This is a genomic window from Glutamicibacter sp. BW77 (genome assembly GCF_002332285.1).
GTDB lineage: Bacteria > Actinomycetota > Actinomycetes > Actinomycetales > Micrococcaceae > Glutamicibacter > Glutamicibacter bergerei.
Window position 1 is genome coordinate 43,694 of the sequence record NZ_NRGT01000086.1, and the last position, 19,878, is coordinate 63,571.

A 19,878-nucleotide genomic window follows, 5' to 3' on the forward strand; every position below is an offset into this window, starting at 1 on the left:
TAAACACAAGCCGGTCTGAACAGATCGGCTTTCCTTATGCCCGAAAGGCAAAAACATCATGGACATCATCCAAATCATCCTCGTAATCGGCGCAGTCATCGCAGGCCTTTTCATCCTGTGGGCAATCATCGCCAGCGTCTTAGCAGTAGCGGCGAAGAAACAATTCGATCAGGCCGTTGCTAAGCAGGATGCCGAGTACGACGCTTTCCGCAAGCGCCACGGACTCCGCTAAACAACCTCACCTCCACCTCACGCCCGAAAGGCAACCATGAAGAAGAAAAGCATCATCGCAATGTCCGCACTCGCCGTAGGCGCGCTTGCGCTCGCCGGCTGCACCAACGCCGACGTGGCATCCCGCAACCTGTCCAAGGAAGCAGACCATTTCGAAGTTCAACGCCACATCGTAGGTGTCAACGGCATCACGAATGACTTCGCGTTCGAAGTCGTCGGGCGATGCTCAATCGCTGACCACGGCCACCAACTCGAAGTCACATGCAAGCACGGGCCCGACGAATACCGCAAGCACATCATCGGCCTGTCAGACAACACCTTCTACGTGGCCGAGCAGATGGAATCCATCGACGTGAGCGTTTATCACACGAAGGTCATCGTGAAGCCAGAGACGCTGATCCCTGAAATCGAATTGCAGACCGGCAAGCAGTAGTCATCAAGCCAGTGCATAACGTACTGGCTTTTTTAGTACCCAAAACGGGGCTGGCATCCATCACGGATGCCAGCCCCAACCCATCCCCAAAGGAACTTATTTTGCGCGCAATCACCGTACACACCACGGCCTCCTGCCAGAAATGCCGGATCACCAAACGCAAACTCGATGACGCGAAAATCCCATACGCGACCATCGACGCATCGACCAAAGAGAACGAGCCTCTAGCCGCCGCGATCAGGGCACGCGCAGAGGAACTAGGCGAGCGCTCTGAAATGCCTTATGTGACGGTCTACGACGAGCACAACGTGCTCATAGCCGATTGGTTCTCGTTCCGACCCGACCTAATCAACGAACACATCTTGGAGGCGAACTAACGTGCCGACTAAGAGGAAAGTCATCACGCCGCGGCCCTCCCACGAAGAAAACCTTCGGAGCTCCAAAGCATTCCAAGACAAGCTCGCTAACTCTCGAAACAAGGATCGACGCAACCGCAAAGTGCGCATGGTGACCAAATGATGACCGACACCCCGCCATGCTGCTCACTCTGCAAAGGCACCGCACCACACATGTTTTGCCGGTCCGGTTCCTGCCTATGCCACAGCACAGCACGACAGAAACAATCCGGGCGCGAACTCTACCGCGACCCAGTAGCCGAACAAGCCATCGGACGCACCATGCGAGACCGCAACGGCATCGGCTACCAAGGCCGGCCCATCTACCTAAAAGGAACCCGACGATGACCACACCACAAAAGCAAGCCGACGCCTTTCGTGCGCTCGCAAACCTCATCGAGTTCGGCAACGCGCCAGGCAACGAATACCGGGGCATCCCACTGCATACCTGGCTCGCATTCCGAAGCGACGAAGAGCGACAAGCATTCATACGCAAAGCCAAATTTTCAGGCTTCGAACTACGACAAACCGAATCTGAAATACACGTAAGCGTTACTCACGGCGGCCCAATCCAAACGGCGGGCCTAGAAGTATCGCTCACCGTTCCAACCCTCGACAACGAATAGGAAAACAATCATGAAGTTCTCCATCGACCCCGCAGACCTCAAAGAAGCCGTACGGTTCGCACAAACCGCGATCGCTGGGCGGCCCACCTCGCCTATCATGAGCGCCGTACTGCTCGAAGTTCAACCGCACGAGCTGCGAGCCAGCGGATCTGATTACCTTCGCTATTCAAGAGTTGCCGTACCAGTAGACGTTGAACAGTCTGGCCAGGCTCTCCTATACGGGCAAATGCTTGGACTAGCCGTCAACAAGTTCAAATCGAAGAAGCCAGTCACAGTCCGCGTCGAATCAGACCGTGCGTACCTATCGCAAGGCTCCATGAAGTTCGAAATGCCAATCATGCCCGCCAACGAGTACCCGAAGAACCTCAACGGCAACCCCGAAGATATCGGTACCATCAACGGCAACGACTTCTCCACGCTCATCCACGCACTCGAAGGCTGCGCATCAACAGACGAAGCCCTGCCCGTCCTGAAAAGCATCCACCTTGAACTGGGGGAGCGGATCGACGCGATGGCCACCGACCGCTACAAGATCGGTACCGACTACACCAACTGGGAACCAAACGCGGAAATGAAAATCTCCGCAACCGTCTCAACGGACTGGCTCAAAAACATATCCAAAACCATCGCCGGCGAAACCACCCTACACATCAGCATGGACGGCGGCGAGCCATCGCGGATCGGAGTCACCTCCGGCCCCTACACAAGCAGCATCAGCCTACTCAGTGGCGACTACCCGAAAGTTCGGGCGCTCTTCACCAACGCGAGCACCGACACCCACACCATCGACCGAAAAGAACTCATCGACGCTGTTGACGCGGTAAGCGTCATGGCTGAACGAAACACGCCAGTACGCCTCACTGCCAAAGATTCAATGATCGTGCTCGACGCTGGCGGTGGCGACAACGCCGCGTCAGTAGCTATCGAAACAGACTCTTACGAAGAGTTCATTCTTGCATTCAACCCAAGCTTCCTCCTGACCGTTCTTCGATCCATCGACACCGATCAGGTGAAGCTCTCACCAGCAGGCGCGAAGCCAGCGACCATCGAGCCAGGCGACGGTAGCAGCCGATACCTACTCATGCCAATTCGCCTGCCCAACCAATAGGAGCTTCTAAGTGTCCACTAAACATTTGGACTGGAACCCGCCACGTATAAGTACCCCATTGAATCATCTTTCCGCGGGGCGATACCTATCACCTCAGCGCTACGTTATTGGCTGGCCCGACGGCGTAGTGAAGATAGGCGAAACGTGGCACAGTTCGCGGCGCTGGTCACGTTTGCTAGCGCGTGGAGGTCAAATGATAGACCTAGCGAACTACGCAGAGCTGAGTCATTCGGTGACGGCTGAGGCTTGGCTAATTCGTAGGGTCTCGGCACTTTATCCCCGAGCCTACGAGCACAAAAGTGAGGCGGCAGAAAAGCTCGGATCGCGGGGTGCTGGTTACCTCGAATGTTTCGAGATACCTCCCGCTGACTGGGAAAACCTAAAACAGATTGCGAGGTCTGACTAGTGGCCTGGTTCAATGCCGATGACAAAATGCATTCGCATCCGAAAGTTCGCAATGCAGGCCTCGAAGCGATCGGATTATGGCTCGTTTCCGGCACATATTGCACCGACTATCTGACTGACGGAGCGGTGCCCGAATGGTTCGTAACCTCGTGGCCTAAAGGTAAGCAACTAGCCGCGAAATTAGTCACCGCAGGGCTATGGGAAACCGCCCCGGACGGATGGAAATTCTTATCTTGGACGGAGTACCAAAGAATAAAAACCCAAGTCATCGAAGAAAAGGCAAGGGCTGCTGAGCGAAAAAAACGTTTCAAATCGAAGAGTGAAGAGCAGTAAGGGAACGGCGAAAGAACGCCGTTCTGCCAGCGTTCCAAAAGCGTCATAGGCGATGGAAGAACGCCGTTCGAAAAAGTGCCCAAGACCAAGACCAAGACCAAGACCAAGTTAAGTACTTACGTAGCGTCGATAGCTTAGTTAGTTTTTGGTCATCAATTCAAAGAAAGTCAGCAGCAAATCGTTGCGTAAGTTAACGCGACGGACGCAACAAATTGCTGCTGATTATTGGAGACAAAAATGATACTCACACGCTCACAAGGCGAACGGCTGGCAGTGATCATCAATGCATCAAGGCCTGAATGGGCAATCGCAAGCATCTCGAAAATCCTACAAACCGCCAACCAAGGAAACGGACTACCCGCACACGATTTCAACCATGCAATCAGGGCTGCGGTTGCCTACGCCACGGCAACCGGCAGTGGTGGCGAATACGTCAAGCAGACACCGGGATTCATTCACGAGCCCTCGCGGTTCTGGGATGACACTGCACCCGCTGGCAAGGGTTATCAGAGCGCCCCTCGCCCATTGTGCGAAGAACACTCAACGTTCGAAGCTCACAGCTGCCCATGCTGCTGGGCCGACATAAAAACCGGCCTACGCCCCGACAACATGCTAGGCAAACGAATGACCCCGGCAACGCCCTCGAATCCGGCCGGAGTCGAAGCCGTAAAGCAAGCAATCAAATCACTGCAAGTCGCTCAACACTGAGCGGCTTTTCCCATGCAAGGAGGCAAATAGATGAGACCCACCATGGACGGTCAAATAGACGCATTTGATTTGCTCATGGCGTTACAGCCCGCGCCAGAAGCACCACCAATGGGCGACATTGGAACATTCCTAGATCCCGGTGACCTAGAAGCGATGTACGACGCGAAGATAGCTCACCATCGAGAGTTTCACGTGGACAAGGGCAACTGGAAGCCGTACCGGGGTTGGTCGGCTCAGGAAGCATCGGGAAAAGACTCGGCACATCAAGCGACCTGCTATGACGCGGAGCTTAGGTGCAGCGCCCATTGGGGCAAGGGATGCCAGTGCGTCGGAAGCCTCGTATACCGGGTCTACTGCCACGACTGCGAACACTGGACTGGGATCTATGCGCAGGCCAGTCAGGCGTGGGAAGCGCACCTAGACCACTGCTGGACTGGTTGGCGCGACCTGCCAGTGCTCGAAAGCAAGCCGTCCGGGTATTCGTACAAATGGAACATTCCAGACGGCTACCCGGAGAAGTTCACTCAACCCGGCGCACCGATCCGCGACTGCCGAGGAAACAGTAAATACGGTACGCGCCACGTTCCCAGTCACAGCCAATACGGCGGGGTGAAAGTCGGAGTCACCCAAGACTGCAAGACACACAACCAGAAAGGCGAAAAGTGATCTTATTTCACGTGTCCGGTATCCCTGCCCCTCAAGGATCCAAAACGGCGATGCCGGTCAGGAAGAACGGGAAGCTGACCGGCAAAACGAATCTAGTCGAATCATCCAAAGCGCTGAAACCCTGGCGAACACTTGTCACCCATCAAGCACGACGCGCTAAACCGAAAGGATTCACACCATATGCCGGCGCAGTGCGGGTTGAAGTGATATTCAGATTCCCGCGCCCCAAAGGCCACTACGGAACCGGACGCAACGCCGGAACACTGAAACCCTCAGCACCGGAGCATCACACCACCAAACCGGACGTAGACAAGACCCTAAGGGCAATCCTCGATGGTCTAACCGCTGCCGGGATCTACCGCGACGATTCTCAAGTAGCGGAAGTGGAAACTTTCAAACGATACGCGGTGGGTGACAACTCAGGCGCGATGATCAGCGTGCAAGCACTCTGAACGCAACGCAGAGGCTTCACATTCGAACCGATCCAGGAAGGTGAATAGGATCAGGACATGATCACCGCGGATACCATAACTTGTCGAATACCTTCTGAGACGGCAATCAAGCTAAAAGAATTGTCTTGTAGTGTAGCCAATCCTGTCTCATCAGCCGACTCTCAAACGTGGGCGACGTGGATAAGCGCTGTAGCGACAGTTGTTTTAGCAGTATTTGCTATCGCTGCATGGAGAAGTTCTCAAGCACAGATAAAGCACATGAAAGATGAAAGCGTTAAGGCTACGGAACGAAATCATGACCAGATTCTTGCTAGTGCGAATTTGGAACATCAGCGCAATCTCGAAGAGTCGCTGTTTGACTACCTCGGTGCACATGCCGATATATTCGCAGCTGGTTCGGGCGATCAAGAAGCTTTGAGGCTGGCTAGTGTTCAATTGCGCAAAAAAAGTTTGAGATTCATTATCCTGAGGTCGCTCCCTGGACGCTCTGGAGAAATGACCAATCTAGACGATCTAGCCATGATGATGGCTGAGGCAGGAACGCATACGCCCCACGATGGGGATCTCAGATATGGGCGTAATGAGCTATTCAACGGTGTCCACAACATTTTGCGGGACTTTCATGAGGAAAAACTTCCACCTGAAAAGCTCCGCGAAGAGTTTCGTGAATTATTCGTCAGGATAATGAACGGATACGACGAATACCTCGACCCTGAGTACGTCAAATTAGCTGAAAATCGTGGTTGGCTCAACGAATAGCTAAAGCCAAGGAAAGGCACTCACATACGTGGGTGCCTTTTTTATGCCCAAAAACGAAGGAGAAAACCAGAATGAACCCGTTATTCATCTGCCGTCGTAGCCCGCTTGGTTATTGGTCGATCCAATACCGCGACGGGCAGCTCCTCGGTGAATACGAGCGCTACGAAGACGCGCTCGCCCAGATCCGAGCAATCCACGGACGAACCATCCACTCAAAACCGCATCTGACAAGCCCAAAAGCTTGTGAAACAAAGTACAAGGAGAGCTAATGAGAACCTTTGACCCGTGTCTGATCAAACGAATCGGTATCGCAGTCGAGATGGCTGACGGTGAGCAGATCATGTTCTACACCGAAAGCCCAGGCACTGAAATTCAGATCGAAAACCGAAACGAAACTCAACAAGTGTTCGTGGGAAACATAACCCGGACACTAATCACGGACTCGACCACCGAAATCACCATCAGTGGCATCCGCGGATACCAAATGCACACCCGCGCCCCCGAATCCACCGCGCAATCCATTGACCGCATCCACGAAATCACAGGAGGCAACCCCGATGACTACCGATGAACTGATCAGCCAAGCGATTCACATGATCGAAACGAACCAACCCCGCATGGCAAACCTCTACATGAAAAACGCCCTTGAGCAGACCGACAAACGCCGCCGAGAACTCAACCCGCTCGCATGGCAAACCCGGCAAATGGTTCAAGGATTCCAAAACATCGGCAACGCAATCGCAAAGGCCGGTCAAGCATGGGCGCAAATCATCGAAGACTTGACTAGAGCATTTGCGCCTGAATCCGGCATCGACCGCAAAACCAACTACGCGCTAGTAGGACCGGCCAAATGAACTTCACCCGCCGCACATACCGGATAGTCATCGCAAGGTCGATGGAACGCGAAAAGCAGCTGCGTGCCGAGACTCCATATCGAGACCCATATTCGGCAGGATGGCAAATCGCCACTGCCAAATTCATCAACCAAATCAACCACACCAAACAACTGCAACGACGCAAACGAAGGGAACGGAAATGAACCTCATTGGAACAGCCAAAGGCGCAAACGTACGCGAAGTAATCAAAGACGCTCAGGAACAAGCCAAAACCTACTACGGCACCACAAAGCACGAACTGATCATCGGAACCGCCACACTCGAAACGGAAAAAGCCTGGGGTGGAGAAGTCCTAACCCAAACATTCGAAGCCGAATTCGAAGCAACCCCGAAAGAAACAATCCTATGAAGTGGTGGCACAAGCTCAAAGGTCACAAGATCCAACGCCAATTCATGCCCGGCTACCCATGGGGCCCAGAAATCAAATGCAACTGCGGAAAATGGTGGAAACGATGAGCCTGAAACAACTGCTCGCGCCACTCATCAACCTATTCCGCAAACCAGACCCACCCAAAAACTGGACAATCGTCGAATGGATCTACGACGACAACGACGAAAAAGAAATACACGTACTCCCAAACAACGACCACATCATCCACGAAATCCCATCAGACCACTGCCCATGCGGAGTGCACTGGGAACGAGAAAACGGGATCAACCTCTACACCCACCACTCACTCGACGGACGGGAAAAACACGAATGACCCAATGCACAACCGCCGACTGCGCAAACCCAACAAACCTCTACCTCTGCAACTCATGCATTAGCGACCTGCAAGCATGGCTCGACAAAGTACCCGACATGATGGACGAACTATTCACCACCATGGCCAGACTCGACGCAACCGCCCCACGCAACCGCGAAGGCGGCGACGGCATGAGCACCGAACCAGTCATGCCAATCCGCGTCGGAGCACTCGAAGTACGCGCAGCACTCCGACTCTGGGTAGAACTAACACCACAAGGCGAAATGCTCCCGCTCAACGCAAAAACATTAGCCAAAGACAAATTCTCCGGAAACTTCCTCGACATGCTCGAAGGACTATTCGACAAAGCCGAACGAGCCATCGACAACCCCATGGAAAAACACGCATACGGGAACTGCACGGCAGAATACCAATGGGGTGACCCAGCAACATGCGGGGGAGAACTAACAGCAGCCCCCGACGCAGACAGTACCGAATGCCCCGAATGCGGAACCTGGTATGACCTCAAACAACTACGCGCCGAAAGGAAACAATACTTCCGCGAAACACCAATGCCGCCAAGAGAAGCTAGGGAAACCCTACAATCACAAATGGGTGTGAACGTCGTGAAAAAAACATTCGAAAACTGGGTGGATCGAAGACTACTCCGATACGTCCTAGACCGAATCGGGATCGGCGGCAAAGAGCGAAGACTCTACTTCCCAGTAGACCTGCTCGCCACACACCAAAAGATTCGCGAGTAAACAAAAAATCTGTTACCCTCATTTCTAGGGGAAAAGTGTTTCCCCTCCAAACCTCTTACCGAATACGGTGGAGGTTATTTTTATGCCCGAAAGGCGGTCACTCCCCAAAGTGACCGCCTTTCTTGCGTTAACGCCCTTGTAGCTCAACAGCAGAGCGGGCATCAATAAACTTTCAAAGAATCCCGAGGTAGCTCCTCGGGTTAGAAAACCTCGGCGTACTCCTGCGCCGGGGTTTTCGTGTTTCAGGAGACAAAATGGATTGGAAAACAGCCGAAGGACGTTCGGCATATCGCGCACGACGCTATCAAAGCCGAATGAAAGCAATGATTCGCTTACTCGGCGGGCATTGCGCCAAATGCGATTCCCAAACGAATTTGCAATTCGATCACATCGACCCGCGAACAAAGAAATTCACTATTGCCGAGCGATGGGATGCAAGCCCGCTTGTCCTGATTCCAGAGCTCGCCAAATGCCAATTGCTTTGCGAACCCTGCCACATTCAAAAGAGCGCTGAGGAAAAATCAGTAGAACACGGTGGCGGCGAATCTGGCAAGCGAAATTGCAAGTGCGCGCCTTGTCGAGCTCGCAAAAACGAATACATGCGCCGCTGGAAAGCGGAGAGACGCAAACAGCTCATAGCAGCGTAATAACTCAGCCTGGGCAAGCTGCCAATCTGCCCAATGCCCTTGTAGCTCAATTGGTAGAGCAACCGTTTCGTAAGCGGTAGGTTCCGTGTTCGAATCACGGCTTCGGCACTTGACGGCGTGACCCCTAACTAAGCGTCCATGCGAGTAGGGTGAGTCAACGCCGTCACTACACTTCTCGGTCAAGCGACAACCTCAGCGCCTTCCATGTGGGCGACCGAGGCGTAAAGGACGGACACCACAAACGCTATTTACTCCTTGCGATAGCGGTTCGCCCTGCCGAGAACCTACTTAGATAAAGGGGAAAACGAAATGCTCAGCCAGCCATGCATTGACGCGATGCTGCACGAAATCGCATCAGGCCGAAACATCGCGATCATCCCCGAATCCCACAAAGCACTAACGGCCATCATTCGCCAGCTCACAGACCTGCTACCCGTCGAGATAGTAGACAGCGTTCGAATGATGAACGGGCAAGAATCCATAACGCTCACCAACGGCGCGAGAATCCTCTTCCCCCGCCAGGCTCGCAACCTCAGAGGCGAGAACCTAGGCCTAGCAATCATCCAAGGCCGAGGCATGACCGAGGAAGACGCCTTCCACCTAATCCCGGCGCTGGACACAACCAACGGGCCAATCCTCACGCGAGCCTAAGCATGGCAACCTCACGCACCGGCACAACCGCATGGCTCAACACCGCACGCCTAGTCATACGCGACGCACAAGACCGAGGCCAAACCAACTGCCTCTACTGCAAGCAACGCCTCAACTACAAAGACCGGCGAGCATTCAACGGCGCACAAGTCGAGCACATGATCCCATACTCAAAAGGCGGAAGCGATCACCCCTCGAACCTGATCGTCATCTGCCGAACATGCAACATCAGCAAAGGAAACCGGCAAGCACCAAAGGTCAAAACCGTAATGGCAAACAAGCCACTACGGACAAGCCGAAAATGGTAAACCCCGTTATCCCCAAATGTGCATAAGTTATTCACAGTTATCCACATATCCACAGCCTGAAGGGTAGGGGGTAGGAGGTTCCTGCCCCACCCCAGCCCCGCCCCACCTGGCATAGCGAAAATATCCCCCCGAGCTTGATTGTCAGGCTGACTAGGGATTTCTTTATTTTTGGCCTTTTGGTCTTTTTGGAGGTTCTCGGCATGGATGTTTTCGGTTTAGGTGAGCGCGGTCAAGAGCTTTGGGAGGCTCTGAAAACGGGCGAGGTTGGTCGCGATGCTTTGGTTTTGGAGGCGGCCCGAACGGCTGACCGGCTGAACGAGTTGGACAACATTATTCAGGGCAAAGGCGTCTTGGAATTGATGCAGTTCCGGCTTGATTTCCCCGAGGATGACGGCGAGCCCTTCACGGTTGAGGTCAAATTCCAGAATGTTCTCAGCGAGGCCCGGCAGCAGCAAACGGCGTTCGCGACTTTGATTGAAAAGATTTCTCGCTACGGCTTGACGGCTACGGCAACGAAGGGCGCACCCGCGGCCCCGCTTCCGACAGGCGTTACGGCGCTGGATAAGATGCGTGCCCGCGTGGCGGCTCAGAGCGGCTAAGAGGTGATGCTCCTTGTCTTTGGTTGGCTCTCAGGTTGCGCGCTATCAGATTTCGCCGAAGTGCCCGAACGTTTCGACGGTTCACGCTGAGGCTTGTATCGACCTTGCCGCGGCTTATGGCTTGACTCTTGATGAGTGGCAAGCGAATACGGTTCGCATTTGGTTCCGCATGACCCCCGAGGGGCGCTGGGCGGCTTCCACTTGGGGCTTGTCAGTTGCTCGGCAGAATGGCAAGAATGGCGCGCTTGAGGCTGTAGAGCTTTATTTGCTTGTCATGATGGGGTACAAGATTTTGCACACCTCGCATTTGCTCACCTCGGCGCGCAAGGCGTTCAAGCGCCTAATGCAGTTCTTCGGGCGCAAGGTGAATGACCCTAACGCGAAGTACCCCGAGCTAAACCAAATGGTTGTCGAGATTCGAAAGACCAACGGGCAGGAAGCAATCGAGCTTTCGAACGGTGGACTTATTGAGCTCGGAGCTCGCACGGGCGGCGCTGGCCGTGGTTCCTCTTTTGATTTCCTGATCGTTGATGAAGCGCAGGAATATGAAGAGGATGAACAGGAAGCGCTAGAGCCTACTACTTCGGCTTCACCTTCGGGTGACCCGGTGACCGTTTATATGGGCACGCCTCCGAAGGTTGTGGGGGAGCGCGGCGAACCGTTCATTCGCGTTCGCTCTGCAGCGGTTACGGGCCGTTCGAAGCGCACGGCATGGGTTGAGCATTCGCCACAAGGCGAGCTCGACAAGATGACCGAGATTGAATTGCAAGCTTTCGTTCGCGACCGTCGCAATTGGGCTGAGGGTAACCCGGCGCTCGGGATTCGTTTAGCCGAGTCCACGATTGAAGGCGAGATGGAACGGTGGTCTGCTAAGTCGTTTGCTCGCGAGCGCCTGAACATGTTCCCTTCGCCCGCCGAGGTGTTGGAACTTGCGTTCTCTGAAAAGGTTTTGAAGGCGCTGCAGGTTGGCGCCGATGAACTCGACCATGATTTGCCGGTGTCCGCGTTTGGGGTTGATATGAATCCCGAGAAAACGAAGGTTTCAATTTGCGCGGCCGTGCCAGGGGATACGAAAACCCACTTAGAGCTTGCGGCGAACTCGCCATTTAGCGAAGAGGGTATTTCCGCTCTTGTCAATTGGCTTTGGGAGCGGTGCAAAAGGCGCGTTCCTGTGGTTATGGATGCTTTCAGCCCGGCGCGTGACTTGCTCGAAGCGCCGCTGAAAAAGCGGGGTCTTACCGTTCGAATTCTTGACACGAACGAATTCATTCAGGCTTGCGGGCAGCTTTATCACGCGGTAAAGCGTGAGCGTTCGATTACGTGGTTTGTCGAGCAAGAGCATTTCTTTGTGTCTATGAAATCCACGGTGAAAGAGCCGATCAAGAATCGACCGGGTTCTTTCAAGTGGAATCGCTCGGATTTGGAAGTTGATCTTATGCCGACTATGGCCGCGACTTGCGCGCTTTATGGTTCGGTCAAATTTGGTCGTCGTAAGCGTTCTAGCGGTGGCCCTGATGGTGGCTCTTCGCGGAAGCGTCATGCGGTGGTTTTGTGATTGGAGGTGGTGCGTGTGCTACGTGAACTAGACGCTTCGGAGCGATCGAAGTTTGAAGAGATGCTGCGCACCATTCGGCAACGCTCGCCACGTAATCAGTTGCGCCGGAACTTGCATGATTCTAAGCGCCGGTTGGATCGGGTCGGGTTTTCGGTTCCGCCTCATATGGTGGATTTCCAGACACCGCTCGGCTGGGGCGAGAAAACCGTATCGGTTCCTAGTTCGCGCATTCGCCCTGAGGGTTTCCGCCTTCCCGGTAATGGAACTGAGCTTGACGAACTGCAAGAGGTTTTCGACGGGCGCTATGTGTCGCGTTCTTTGCGTGGCGCTATCAAGTCATCTTTGAGGCATGGCCCGGCGTTCGTCTTCACCGCGAGCGGTGACACTAGTGCTGGTGACCCTGAGGTTATCATCGTTGTGCGAACCGCCATGCAAGCTACTTGCATTCAAGACTCGCGCACGGGCATCGTGACGGCGGCTCTTGAAGTAGTGAGCGGCAACAGCGTGAATATGCACGTTCCCGGTTGGATTTTGGCGATTGATCGCGTCGATGGTCGATGGGTTGTCGTCGATGAAGCGCGCCAAGGCCATGACGTGGTTGGCTGTGAGCCGTTCGTTTGGGATTGGGATGTTGACCGCCCGTTCGGGCGTTCGCGCATCACCCGCCCGCTGATTGGCGCAATGGAACGCGGCGTGCGCACCCTGCTACGCATGGAAGTCACGGCTGAATTCTTCTCTGCTCCGCAACGGGCTTTGCTTGGCGCGAGCGAAGAGCACTTCACCGATGAAAGCGGCAACCGAATCGACTTGTGGAAGGCGATCACGGGCGGCGTGTGGGCTTTGCCTGACGTGTGGGATGACGAAGAGGGCAAGCTAGTTCGGGCGCAGTTGCAACAGCTTTCTCAGGCTTCGATGCAACCGCATTCTGAGATGTTCAAGTCAATTGGTTTGCAAGTTTCCTCGGAAACTTCGATGCCTATGAGCTATTTGGGCATTCAGGAGAATCAGCCCGCCTCGGCCGATGCTATTCGAGCAGCCGAGGCCGACATGCTCTCACTGATCGAGTATCAGATTGAGCTTTCCTACGAATCGGCGATGCTGAATCTTGCGCGCAAGGTTCTAGCGGTAAAGCGTGCAACATCGTTCGCGGCGATTGAGCGTGTCACTCGTGGCCTGTCGATTCGTTTCGCTGATCCTGGTACGCCTACTGTCGCGGCCCGTTCCGATGCGGCGTTGAAGTATGTTCAAGCGTTCCCTGATGGTGATCCTGAACTTGCTATGGAGCTTTACGGCTTGTCTGATGATCAGATCAAGCGCAACACGGAATACATGCGGAAGTCGAACGCTGGTTCGGTCTTAGATCGCCTCGTTGGCGGCGACGTGACCGGCGAACGCCCTCCGGCACCTAGTGCTCCTGAGGATTCGTAATGTCACGGGCTGTCCTTAACCGCTTACCTGCCGCGAATGACGACATTTCGCGTCGGGTTGCGGCTGATTTGCGTCGAATTTTGGCGCGTATCGATTTGGATAATCCGGTTTCGGCTCGTGCGGCGTTGTTTGAACTTGTTCCACCCTTGATTGAGCGGTGGGGCGATGTTTCTGCAACGGCGGCGGCTGAATGGTTCGAAGGATTTCGCGCAGCCAATGGCCTGCCTGGCCCGTTTCGATCAGTGCTAGCCCCGCCGTTGCCGATCGAACAGGTGAACGCCCGGATTGGTTTCGCAACTCGCGAGGCCGGTCACCTGTTCACTGGCCAGACTTCGGAATTCGCGGACTTTATGTTGCTGATCGCTAACGAATACTCGTTGGCGCCGGGGCATAACACGGTGTGGAATAACTCTGCTCGTGACGGTGCGGCATTTGCTCGCGTACCTGAGCCTGGTGCTTGCGATTTCTGCCTGATGCTTGCCAGTCGTGGATTCGTTTACTCTCGCGGCACTGTCGATCAAACTCAGGGCGCAGACGGTGAGATGACCCGCTTTCACGGCGGCTGCCGGTGCCATGCGATGCCGGTGTGGGAAGAAACCCGCGCACGCGTCGAGTACGGGTATGACCCAGAAAAACTGCTCGCCGAGCGTCAGGGCGCCTGATCGCCCGTAATTTTATTTTCCCGCCCTAGATGGTGCCGGGTTCAACCGCCGAGACGGCAAACAAAATGTGGAGGTAGCAATGCTGAAATCTGTCATGCCAACTTATGAGCCGTTGCCGTATTACATGTCCGCGATGGGCATGCAGGGCGCACGGTTCCTTGAAGGTAACGACGGCACTGGTTCGGACGATTCCGACAAATCGAACGAATCCGACGATGCTACGGACTTGAAAGAATCCGAGGGGCAAGCGCCGGACGAAGACAAGTCGAAGGAATCCGGCGACAAGGATTCGGAAGGCAAAGGCGAGGACGCGGCCGGTGAAGATGCGGACGCGGATAAGTCCGACGACGAATTCAAATCGGGCGAATCGAAGAAAGCCGTTCTGGCCGATCTTCGCAAGGCTCGCGACGAACGAAATACGTTGCGCACTGAGAACGAGACGCTGACCGAATCCGTATCTGAGCGAGACGCGGTGATTGCTACTAAAGACGCTGAGATTGCCTCGTTGAAAGCCGAAGCTCAGGTTTCTACGTTGGCAGCGACTCACGGAATTGTTGACGAAGCCGATGTTGAATTGTTGGCTTCAATCTCCGATGAGGAGAAGCGCACGAAGCTCGCTGAGCGACTCGCAAAGGACGCACGAAACCGAGTGAATCGACGTGTAGGCGCGTCGGGCAAAGGCACGCCCGCAGGGTCTTTGGACGCTGGGCGCGACCTCTACGAAAGCCGCAAGAAATAATCAATTCTTTTACCCCTTTAGGAGGGAATCGTGGATCTCACTATCAAGCGTGAATCCTTCGGCCAGGACGATCAGTCTTGGCTCGGCTCTGCCCATGGCACTAATGCTGCGCAGACCATTACCTTGGACGTTTCGACATTCACCAAGGACACTCATTACCCGGACGGTTGGCTGAAGTCTGGCCTGCCGCTGGCTAAGTCTGGCGAGACGTATGTCCTTTGGACCGAGCTTGCCGACCTTGCTGGCTTCCTGTTCACCACGGTTAAGGCTCCTGCCGATCCGGCAACGCCGGTTGGTGGCGCAATTCTTGAGCATGGCCGCGTAAAGGCAGCCAAGCTTCCCGTATCCGTTGACGAAGCCGGGCAGGCTACTGCCTCCGGTCGAATCATCTTCGCCTAAGGAGGCAATCTTATGTCGCTTGTTCTTTCGAGTGATTACATCACTCCTACTGAGCTGACTGGTTATGTCCGCTCGGCTTTGGCCGACCTTCCGCAGAATGCGTTCGGCCTGTCCGCGTACCTTCCAGACGTGCCAACGGATGATATTGATTTCCGTGCGTCGGTTGGTGGCGGTGGCTTGTCGCGTGCGGCATCGTACCGTTCGTATGACACGGAATCGCCCATTTCCGGGCGTCGCGGAATTTCTCGCATCCACGGTGAGCTTCCTCCAATTTCGGAGAAGCGCCGCCTCGGTGAGTACGACCGCCTAAAGATGCGCAAGCTTGATGAAGGTATCAAGAATGCAATCTTGAATGACGCGGTTGAGCTGGCAACGGCAATTAAGGCCCGACTCGAAATTGCCCGCGGCGACGCGCTGATGAATGGCTCGGTTACGGTGTCTGAGAACGGGCTCGCTCTCGAAGCCGACTTCGGGCGCGCAGCGAATCACTCGCAGACCGCGATCATTCGCTGGGATCAGGCCGATTCCGACCCGATCAACGACCTACTGGCATGGGTCGGTGTGTACGTCGCGACCAACGGCGTGCGCCCGGCCGAAATGTTGGCCTCCGAGCAGCTGGTTTCCGTTCTGATGCGAAACAGCGCTATCCGCGGGTATGTCCTACCTGCCGGTTCGACTCAGAACATCGTCACCATTGATGCCTTGAATGCCCTGCTGGCTTCGTTCCGACTGCCGACGCTCGTAACTTACGATGCGCAGGTGGAGGTAGAAGAAGGGGTTGCTCAGTCCATCCTCGACCCAAAGCGCATCCTGTTCTTGCCGCCTGCCGGTAAGAAGCTCGGCGAAACCCTGTGGGGTGTCACTGCTGAGGCGCTGGACGAGAACTACGGCATCGACTCGACCGAGGCGCCGGGCATCGTGGTTGGTTCGTACTCGGATAACGACCCGGTGGCGCAGTGGACTAAGGCATCTGCTATCGCGTTGCCGGTTGTGCCGAACGCAAACCTGACCCTTTCGGGTCTGGCTCTCACCTAAGCATGAGATTTCACTAGGCCGTCTGAATATTCAGGCGGCCTAGTGGCGTTTCCTTATTCTTTTAGGAGGTTCCCGTAATGGGGATCATTTCTCTTGGCCATGCGTCCGCTTTGGACGTCTCTGGCCGCCTTCATGAATTCAAACCGGGTGAAGAGTTGCCTGATTGGGCGACTGGCAAGCAACCCGCGCCAAACCCCGTTGCCGTGGAGATTGTTGCCGACCCTACCGAGGATCAGGCCGCGCTAGTCATCGCTAGCGCTGAAAATGACGCGGCGGGCATCATCGCCAAAGCCCAGGTGGATGCTGAGGCCATTCTTGCAGAGGCTCGCACGGCGGCCGAGCAGGATCAGAAGGATAAGTCTGACCCTGCCGAAGGCGAGGGCGCAGAATCGGCGGAGAGCGACGAAAACGCTACCGCTGAGGAATCGGGCGAGCCAGACTTCACTAAGCCCGCAACGCCTAAGCGTGGGCGCCCGCGTAAGCAGGTCTAAGCATGGCCGTACCATTCGCAACTATTGAAGACTTGCGCTCTCACTGGCCGGGCATGCCGACCGAATATGACGCCGAGGGGGATCAGAAGCTCAAAGAGTCTTCGATTGTCCTTCGGAAGCTTTACCCCGGAATTGACGGGCGAATTTCGACAGGGAAGCTTGACGCGGAAGTTCCCAAGCTCATTGTTTGCCGAATGGTCAAGCGTGCCTTGCTCGCAGCTATCAACGATGTTGAGGGCGTGGCATCGCGCAACGAAACCGCGGGCGGTGTGAGCACTGGCCTTTCGTTTAGCAACCCGAACGGCAACTTGTATCTGACGAAGGATGACAAGGCGCTTTTGGGTAGCGGGAAGAGTGGCCGCAAGGCGTTCATGATCGTGCCGGGGTTGCCGTAATGTTGCCCCGATTCGCTAACCAGACTGTTGTCGTGCTCATGCCCGAAGAGATTGTGGAGCGCGGGGAGACGGTGGAGAGCTGGACGGTTCCGACGCGCACGCCGATTGATGGGTGTTCTGTGCAGCCGGGGAACGGTGGCCGCGACTTTGAGCATGCTGATGGTGTGGTCGCTGACTTCACGGTCTACCTTCCCGAGACTGCCATGGTGCCACGTCGCGCAAGGGTTGAGCTTCCCGTTACTGACGGTCAGTTCGTGCTACTTGGCGAGCCTGAGCCGTGGATTTACGGATTGCGTACTGACCACGTTCGAATTCGATTGCGGAGGCGTGATGGCTAGAAAAATCAAGGTCAAGCTGAAAAGCGCGGGCGCTCGGGCGCTACTCAATGACCCGGCTGTTGCCAGCCTACTTATGAGTGAAGGGCAGAAGATCGCCAACCGCGCCGGGCCGGGCTATGAAGCCGTGGCAGGAACTCGGGGGCAGACTCGCGCCCGTGTCTTCATTGGCACAGAGACGACAGAGGCCGCTATCGACAATGCACGCAACGCGACACTGTTGCGCGCACTTGGTGGCGGCTAATGCAAGCTCCTGCCGATGTTGAGTACCTGGTGCGCGAGTACCTGAAACCGCTGGCGGGCGTACCCGTTTCTTCAAAGATGACGAACGACAAGAATTTTTTGGTCGCTTTCTCTTTGGGTGGCCCCGAAGCAACGCTGGTGTCCGGTCGCCCGAGGCTGGTCTTTGACTGCTACGGCGAGCGCGAGGCTTTAGCGATCAAGCTGGCGCAACGGGTGTGGGGGCTAGTCAAGGGCTTGGACGGTCTTTTTCTTGATGGGGTGCAGTTCTACGAGGTGGAAGCAAACCTTCCGGTCAATCTTCCGCATCCTGACAAGCCGACCCTGTTTCGGTATCAGTTCAATGCGGCTATCCATGTCCATCATGCGGTGATCGCTTAGCCCTCGCGCTCCAACTCACTCACGTTTTTATGCCACGTACCAAATTGCGGTGCGTGGCGTTGTTCTTTAATGCCCGGAAGGGGTAATAACCATGGCTATTGATGCCAAGAATGTTCTTGTAGGTGGGCCGGATCAGGCAACCACCGGGGCGATCCTTTCGGGTGGCCCAGAAGCTGTTCTGCCGACTGCGCCGGGAGAGGCGGCCGGGGCCGATTGGGAAGACTCGGGGTATATCTCCGAGGACGGACTCACGCTGACCCCCGAACGGTCAATGACCGGGATCAAAGACTGGTCGGGTGCGACCATCAAGGAAATCTTGGAGGAATTCAACGGCACTCTGGCGTGGGCTCATTTGGAGACGAACGAAGCGGCGTTGAAGAACTACTTCGGCGACGACAATGTGACGGTCACCCCGGCAACTGACAGCACGGGCCGCATCATCAAGGCTTCCATGGGCGCTACGGATATGCCGCGTAAGCCGTGGCAGTTCCGCGTCAAGGACGGCAAAGCCAAGGTGCTGATTGTGGTGCCTGACGGCCAGGTGTCTGAGCAGGGCGAAGTTGCGTTCACGAAGACGAACGCGATCACTTGGCCGATCACGCTAAAGACGTTCCCAGATGCGGACGGATACAACGTTCACATCTACACCGATGACGGGGTTTTCTCCGCCTAACAGGCTGGTGGGCCGGGGTTTCTTCATGCGGGAGCGCTCCCCGGCTCACCCTTTTTCTAATGCGCTCCCATTCCAAATTTTTGAAAGGTGTTCCCGCAAATGGTTTTCAAGCCTAGTTTCAAGCAGAACGTTTTTGAGTTTCAGCTCTCCGGTTCCAAGAAGAAGTTTTCCATTCCGTTGCGCCAGTACATTAGCGCCGATTTGGCCGAGCGCTTAGAGGAAGCGGCGACGACTGCGCAGCCGATGATCAAGAAGATTCAGGAAGCCAAGGAACTGGCGAGCGCTTCGGGTGAAGAGCCGGTTCTGCCTGATGATTTTGACCCCGATATGTTGGCGTCGCTGTCTCGAATTCAGCGTGAGCTTTTCGAGAAGTACGCGCCGGGTTGCTACGCCGCTGGCACTAAGGGCGAAATTCAGGAAGTCATGCAGGAATGGGGCCGGGTTTCCAACATTGAGTTGGGGGAATCTTCGGCCTCGTCCAGCTCCTAAGGGAGTATGGCGAGGCCATTGAGTATCATCTGCTGACTCTCGGGAAGCACATAGATGACCTTGGCACTTTTGAGCTCTCGTGGCGTGACCTTTGGGTGATTGTGCGTCATGCTCCGGCCGGTTCGGCTATTGCGCGTGCGATGCATCCAGAGGTTGCCGCTTGGGCCAACGGTGAAGTCAATGCGCAGCTCTTGGCGCTCATTGGCGACATGCTCGCCGAGGGAAATTGGCAGCGTGCAGGGCGTAAAAATGCGCCGCATCCGAAGCCGATTGACCGCCCCGGCGCTGAAAACGGTTCGCGCTCGTTCGGCAAAGACCCTATTCCGATTAGCCAGTTCGATGACTGGTGGGAATCCAATTGACCCTTTGGGGTCTTTTTTTATGCCCGA

At 55.3% G+C, this 19,878-nt stretch carries 33 protein-coding genes; all 33 read left to right on the plus strand.

Features of this window, described 5'->3' with window-relative positions; genetic code table 11:
* Positions 1-58: 58 nt before the first annotated feature.
* The 33 genes from CIK74_RS18865 to CIK74_RS17425 all read left to right on the plus strand — a co-directional run bounded on the left by CIK74_RS18865 (position 59) and on the right by CIK74_RS17425 (position 19,851).
* On the plus strand, positions 59-232 hold the full coding sequence (locus tag CIK74_RS18865) for a hypothetical protein (protein WP_170947932.1): 174 nt from the start codon (positions 59-61) through the stop codon (positions 230-232).
* Between the two features lie 36 nt (positions 233-268).
* A complete protein-coding gene (locus tag CIK74_RS17255) occupies positions 269-664 on the plus strand; it encodes a hypothetical protein (RefSeq protein ID WP_096257633.1) in 396 nt (131 codons plus the stop codon).
* Positions 665-765: 101 nt separating this feature from the next.
* Positions 766-1,041, plus strand: coding sequence for a glutaredoxin domain-containing protein (locus CIK74_RS17260; RefSeq protein WP_170947933.1), 276 nt, complete (start codon positions 766-768; stop codon positions 1,039-1,041).
* Between the two features lie 362 nt (positions 1,042-1,403).
* Positions 1,404-1,685 carry a hypothetical protein gene (locus CIK74_RS17265; protein WP_096257635.1) on the plus strand — a complete coding sequence of 94 codons (282 nt, stop codon included), beginning with the start codon at positions 1,404-1,406 and terminating at the stop codon, positions 1,683-1,685.
* Between the two features lie 10 nt (positions 1,686-1,695).
* Positions 1,696-2,793 (plus strand): DNA polymerase III subunit beta, encoded by a 1,098-nt coding sequence (gene dnaN / locus CIK74_RS17270; protein ID WP_096257636.1) that lies wholly within the window; start codon positions 1,696-1,698, stop codon positions 2,791-2,793.
* Between the two features lie 405 nt (positions 2,794-3,198).
* A complete protein-coding gene (locus CIK74_RS17280) occupies positions 3,199-3,531 on the plus strand; it encodes a hypothetical protein (RefSeq protein WP_096257638.1) in 333 nt (110 codons plus the stop codon).
* A gap of 237 nt (positions 3,532-3,768) precedes the next feature.
* Positions 3,769-4,239, plus strand: a complete 471-nt coding sequence (locus CIK74_RS17285; RefSeq protein WP_096257639.1) for a hypothetical protein — start codon at positions 3,769-3,771, stop codon at positions 4,237-4,239.
* Between the two features lie 30 nt (positions 4,240-4,269).
* Positions 4,270-4,905, plus strand: coding sequence for a DUF6349 family protein (locus CIK74_RS17290; protein WP_096257640.1), 636 nt, complete (start codon positions 4,270-4,272; stop codon positions 4,903-4,905).
* Positions 4,906-4,955: 50 nt separating this feature from the next.
* Entirely contained in the window at positions 4,956-5,357 is a 402-nt protein-coding gene (locus CIK74_RS17295) for a RusA family crossover junction endodeoxyribonuclease (protein WP_096257641.1), read from the plus strand.
* 57 nt (positions 5,358-5,414) lie between these two features.
* Entirely contained in the window at positions 5,415-6,116 is a 702-nt protein-coding gene (locus CIK74_RS17300) for a hypothetical protein (protein WP_141392988.1), read from the plus strand.
* A gap of 71 nt (positions 6,117-6,187) precedes the next feature.
* Positions 6,188-6,385: a hypothetical protein gene (locus CIK74_RS17305; protein WP_096257643.1), complete on the plus strand. Its 198-nt coding sequence runs from the start codon at positions 6,188-6,190 to the stop codon at positions 6,383-6,385.
* Positions 6,385-6,687 carry a hypothetical protein gene (locus CIK74_RS17310; protein ID WP_096257644.1) on the plus strand — a complete coding sequence of 101 codons (303 nt, stop codon included), beginning with the start codon at positions 6,385-6,387 and terminating at the stop codon, positions 6,685-6,687. The genes CIK74_RS17305 and CIK74_RS17310 overlap by 1 nt, the downstream gene beginning before the upstream one ends.
* Entirely contained in the window at positions 6,674-6,970 is a 297-nt protein-coding gene (locus CIK74_RS17315) for a hypothetical protein (RefSeq protein WP_096257645.1), read from the plus strand. The genes CIK74_RS17310 and CIK74_RS17315 overlap by 14 nt, the downstream gene beginning before the upstream one ends.
* 181 nt (positions 6,971-7,151) lie before the next feature.
* Positions 7,152-7,361 carry a hypothetical protein gene (locus CIK74_RS17325; RefSeq protein ID WP_096257647.1) on the plus strand — a complete coding sequence of 70 codons (210 nt, stop codon included), beginning with the start codon at positions 7,152-7,154 and terminating at the stop codon, positions 7,359-7,361.
* Positions 7,362-7,464: 103 nt separating this feature from the next.
* Entirely contained in the window at positions 7,465-7,716 is a 252-nt protein-coding gene (locus tag CIK74_RS17330; protein ID WP_141392989.1) for a hypothetical protein, read from the plus strand.
* Between the two features lie 98 nt (positions 7,717-7,814).
* On the plus strand, positions 7,815-8,462 hold the full coding sequence (locus CIK74_RS17335) for a hypothetical protein (RefSeq protein WP_141392990.1): 648 nt from the start codon (positions 7,815-7,817) through the stop codon (positions 8,460-8,462).
* A 254-nt stretch (positions 8,463-8,716) separates the two neighbouring features.
* On the plus strand, positions 8,717-9,109 hold the full coding sequence (locus tag CIK74_RS18595; protein ID WP_141392991.1) for a hypothetical protein: 393 nt from the start codon (positions 8,717-8,719) through the stop codon (positions 9,107-9,109).
* Between the two features lie 309 nt (positions 9,110-9,418).
* Complete coding sequence (locus CIK74_RS17345) at positions 9,419-9,760, plus strand: hypothetical protein (protein ID WP_096257652.1); 342 nt, start codon at positions 9,419-9,421, stop codon at positions 9,758-9,760.
* 508 nt (positions 9,761-10,268) lie between these two features.
* The gene (locus CIK74_RS17355; protein WP_096257656.1) at positions 10,269-10,667 is read left to right on the plus strand and encodes a hypothetical protein; all 399 of its coding nucleotides are present in this window, start codon (positions 10,269-10,271) and stop codon (positions 10,665-10,667) included.
* Between the two features lie 13 nt (positions 10,668-10,680).
* Positions 10,681-12,222 carry a hypothetical protein gene (locus CIK74_RS17360; RefSeq protein WP_096257658.1) on the plus strand — a complete coding sequence of 514 codons (1,542 nt, stop codon included), beginning with the start codon at positions 10,681-10,683 and terminating at the stop codon, positions 12,220-12,222.
* A 15-nt stretch (positions 12,223-12,237) separates the two neighbouring features.
* The gene (locus CIK74_RS17365; RefSeq protein ID WP_141392993.1) at positions 12,238-13,650 is read left to right on the plus strand and encodes a hypothetical protein; all 1,413 of its coding nucleotides are present in this window, start codon (positions 12,238-12,240) and stop codon (positions 13,648-13,650) included.
* Positions 13,650-14,312, plus strand: coding sequence for a hypothetical protein (locus CIK74_RS17370; protein ID WP_096257662.1), 663 nt, complete (start codon positions 13,650-13,652; stop codon positions 14,310-14,312). The genes CIK74_RS17365 and CIK74_RS17370 overlap by 1 nt, the downstream gene beginning before the upstream one ends.
* 79 nt (positions 14,313-14,391) lie before the next feature.
* A complete protein-coding gene (locus CIK74_RS17375; protein ID WP_096257664.1) occupies positions 14,392-15,051 on the plus strand; it encodes a hypothetical protein in 660 nt (219 codons plus the stop codon).
* Between the two features lie 30 nt (positions 15,052-15,081).
* Positions 15,082-15,450, plus strand: coding sequence for a K structural protein (locus CIK74_RS17380; RefSeq protein WP_096257665.1), 369 nt, complete (start codon positions 15,082-15,084; stop codon positions 15,448-15,450).
* A 12-nt stretch (positions 15,451-15,462) separates the two neighbouring features.
* On the plus strand, positions 15,463-16,485 hold the full coding sequence (locus CIK74_RS17385; RefSeq protein ID WP_096257667.1) for a major capsid protein: 1,023 nt from the start codon (positions 15,463-15,465) through the stop codon (positions 16,483-16,485).
* A gap of 77 nt (positions 16,486-16,562) precedes the next feature.
* A complete protein-coding gene (locus tag CIK74_RS17390) occupies positions 16,563-16,976 on the plus strand; it encodes a hypothetical protein (protein ID WP_096257669.1) in 414 nt (137 codons plus the stop codon).
* 2 nt (positions 16,977-16,978) lie between these two features.
* Positions 16,979-17,371: a Gp19/Gp15/Gp42 family protein gene (locus CIK74_RS17395; protein ID WP_096257671.1), complete on the plus strand. Its 393-nt coding sequence runs from the start codon at positions 16,979-16,981 to the stop codon at positions 17,369-17,371.
* On the plus strand, positions 17,371-17,709 hold the full coding sequence (locus CIK74_RS17400) for a hypothetical protein (protein ID WP_096257673.1): 339 nt from the start codon (positions 17,371-17,373) through the stop codon (positions 17,707-17,709). Before CIK74_RS17395 ends, CIK74_RS17400 begins: the two co-directional genes overlap by 1 nt.
* Positions 17,702-17,950, plus strand: coding sequence for a hypothetical protein (locus CIK74_RS17405; protein ID WP_096257675.1), 249 nt, complete (start codon positions 17,702-17,704; stop codon positions 17,948-17,950). The genes CIK74_RS17400 and CIK74_RS17405 overlap by 8 nt, the downstream gene beginning before the upstream one ends.
* Entirely contained in the window at positions 17,950-18,327 is a 378-nt protein-coding gene (locus tag CIK74_RS17410; RefSeq protein ID WP_096257677.1) for a hypothetical protein, read from the plus strand. Before CIK74_RS17405 ends, CIK74_RS17410 begins: the two co-directional genes overlap by 1 nt.
* A gap of 91 nt (positions 18,328-18,418) precedes the next feature.
* The gene (locus tag CIK74_RS17415; RefSeq protein WP_096257679.1) at positions 18,419-19,000 is read left to right on the plus strand and encodes a hypothetical protein; all 582 of its coding nucleotides are present in this window, start codon (positions 18,419-18,421) and stop codon (positions 18,998-19,000) included.
* 99 nt (positions 19,001-19,099) lie between these two features.
* The gene (locus CIK74_RS17420) at positions 19,100-19,489 is read left to right on the plus strand and encodes a hypothetical protein (RefSeq protein WP_096257681.1); all 390 of its coding nucleotides are present in this window, start codon (positions 19,100-19,102) and stop codon (positions 19,487-19,489) included.
* A 95-nt stretch (positions 19,490-19,584) separates the two neighbouring features.
* Positions 19,585-19,851 (plus strand): hypothetical protein, encoded by a 267-nt coding sequence (locus CIK74_RS17425; RefSeq protein WP_096257683.1) that lies wholly within the window; start codon positions 19,585-19,587, stop codon positions 19,849-19,851.
* Positions 19,852-19,878: the final 27 nt, after the last annotated feature.

What these genes read in the sequence shown, in the direction of transcription:
- CIK74_RS17405 (WP_096257675.1), top strand. Translation starts at nt 17,702, where the DNA reads ATGGCTAGAAAAATCAAGGTCAAGCTGAAAAGCGCGGGCGCTCGGGCG.
- CIK74_RS17395 (WP_096257671.1), top strand. Translation starts at nt 16,979, where the DNA reads ATGGCCGTACCATTCGCAACTATTGAAGACTTGCGCTCTCACTGGCCG.
- CIK74_RS17295 (WP_096257641.1), top strand. Translation starts at nt 4,956, where the DNA reads ATGCCGGTCAGGAAGAACGGGAAGCTGACCGGCAAAACGAATCTAGTC.
- CIK74_RS17390 (WP_096257669.1), top strand. Translation starts at nt 16,563, where the DNA reads ATGGGGATCATTTCTCTTGGCCATGCGTCCGCTTTGGACGTCTCTGGC.
- CIK74_RS17265 (WP_096257635.1), top strand. Translation starts at nt 1,404, where the DNA reads ATGACCACACCACAAAAGCAAGCCGACGCCTTTCGTGCGCTCGCAAAC.
- CIK74_RS17335 (WP_141392990.1), top strand. Translation starts at nt 7,815, where the DNA reads ATGATGGACGAACTATTCACCACCATGGCCAGACTCGACGCAACCGCC.
- CIK74_RS17325 (WP_096257647.1), top strand. Translation starts at nt 7,152, where the DNA reads ATGAACCTCATTGGAACAGCCAAAGGCGCAAACGTACGCGAAGTAATC.
- CIK74_RS17385 (WP_096257667.1), top strand. Translation starts at nt 15,463, where the DNA reads ATGTCGCTTGTTCTTTCGAGTGATTACATCACTCCTACTGAGCTGACT.
- CIK74_RS17305 (WP_096257643.1), top strand. Translation starts at nt 6,188, where the DNA reads ATGAACCCGTTATTCATCTGCCGTCGTAGCCCGCTTGGTTATTGGTCG.
- CIK74_RS17255 (WP_096257633.1), top strand. Translation starts at nt 269, where the DNA reads ATGAAGAAGAAAAGCATCATCGCAATGTCCGCACTCGCCGTAGGCGCG.
- CIK74_RS17330 (WP_141392989.1), top strand. Translation starts at nt 7,465, where the DNA reads ATGAGCCTGAAACAACTGCTCGCGCCACTCATCAACCTATTCCGCAAA.
- CIK74_RS17400 (WP_096257673.1), top strand. Translation starts at nt 17,371, where the DNA reads ATGTTGCCCCGATTCGCTAACCAGACTGTTGTCGTGCTCATGCCCGAA.
- CIK74_RS17285 (WP_096257639.1), top strand. Translation starts at nt 3,769, where the DNA reads ATGATACTCACACGCTCACAAGGCGAACGGCTGGCAGTGATCATCAAT.
- CIK74_RS17410 (WP_096257677.1), top strand. Translation starts at nt 17,950, where the DNA reads ATGCAAGCTCCTGCCGATGTTGAGTACCTGGTGCGCGAGTACCTGAAA.
- CIK74_RS17315 (WP_096257645.1), top strand. Translation starts at nt 6,674, where the DNA reads ATGACTACCGATGAACTGATCAGCCAAGCGATTCACATGATCGAAACG.
- CIK74_RS17310 (WP_096257644.1), top strand. Translation starts at nt 6,385, where the DNA reads ATGAGAACCTTTGACCCGTGTCTGATCAAACGAATCGGTATCGCAGTC.
- CIK74_RS17375 (WP_096257664.1), top strand. Translation starts at nt 14,392, where the DNA reads ATGCTGAAATCTGTCATGCCAACTTATGAGCCGTTGCCGTATTACATG.
- CIK74_RS17355 (WP_096257656.1), top strand. Translation starts at nt 10,269, where the DNA reads ATGGATGTTTTCGGTTTAGGTGAGCGCGGTCAAGAGCTTTGGGAGGCT.
- CIK74_RS17420 (WP_096257681.1), top strand. Translation starts at nt 19,100, where the DNA reads ATGGTTTTCAAGCCTAGTTTCAAGCAGAACGTTTTTGAGTTTCAGCTC.
- CIK74_RS17415 (WP_096257679.1), top strand. Translation starts at nt 18,419, where the DNA reads ATGGCTATTGATGCCAAGAATGTTCTTGTAGGTGGGCCGGATCAGGCA.
- CIK74_RS18595 (WP_141392991.1), top strand. Translation starts at nt 8,717, where the DNA reads ATGGATTGGAAAACAGCCGAAGGACGTTCGGCATATCGCGCACGACGC.
- CIK74_RS17345 (WP_096257652.1), top strand. Translation starts at nt 9,419, where the DNA reads ATGCTCAGCCAGCCATGCATTGACGCGATGCTGCACGAAATCGCATCA.
- CIK74_RS18865 (WP_170947932.1), top strand. Translation starts at nt 59, where the DNA reads ATGGACATCATCCAAATCATCCTCGTAATCGGCGCAGTCATCGCAGGC.
- CIK74_RS17290 (WP_096257640.1), top strand. Translation starts at nt 4,270, where the DNA reads ATGAGACCCACCATGGACGGTCAAATAGACGCATTTGATTTGCTCATG.
- CIK74_RS17370 (WP_096257662.1), top strand. Translation starts at nt 13,650, where the DNA reads ATGTCACGGGCTGTCCTTAACCGCTTACCTGCCGCGAATGACGACATT.
- dnaN (WP_096257636.1), top strand. Translation starts at nt 1,696, where the DNA reads ATGAAGTTCTCCATCGACCCCGCAGACCTCAAAGAAGCCGTACGGTTC.
- CIK74_RS17300 (WP_141392988.1), top strand. Translation starts at nt 5,415, where the DNA reads ATGATCACCGCGGATACCATAACTTGTCGAATACCTTCTGAGACGGCA.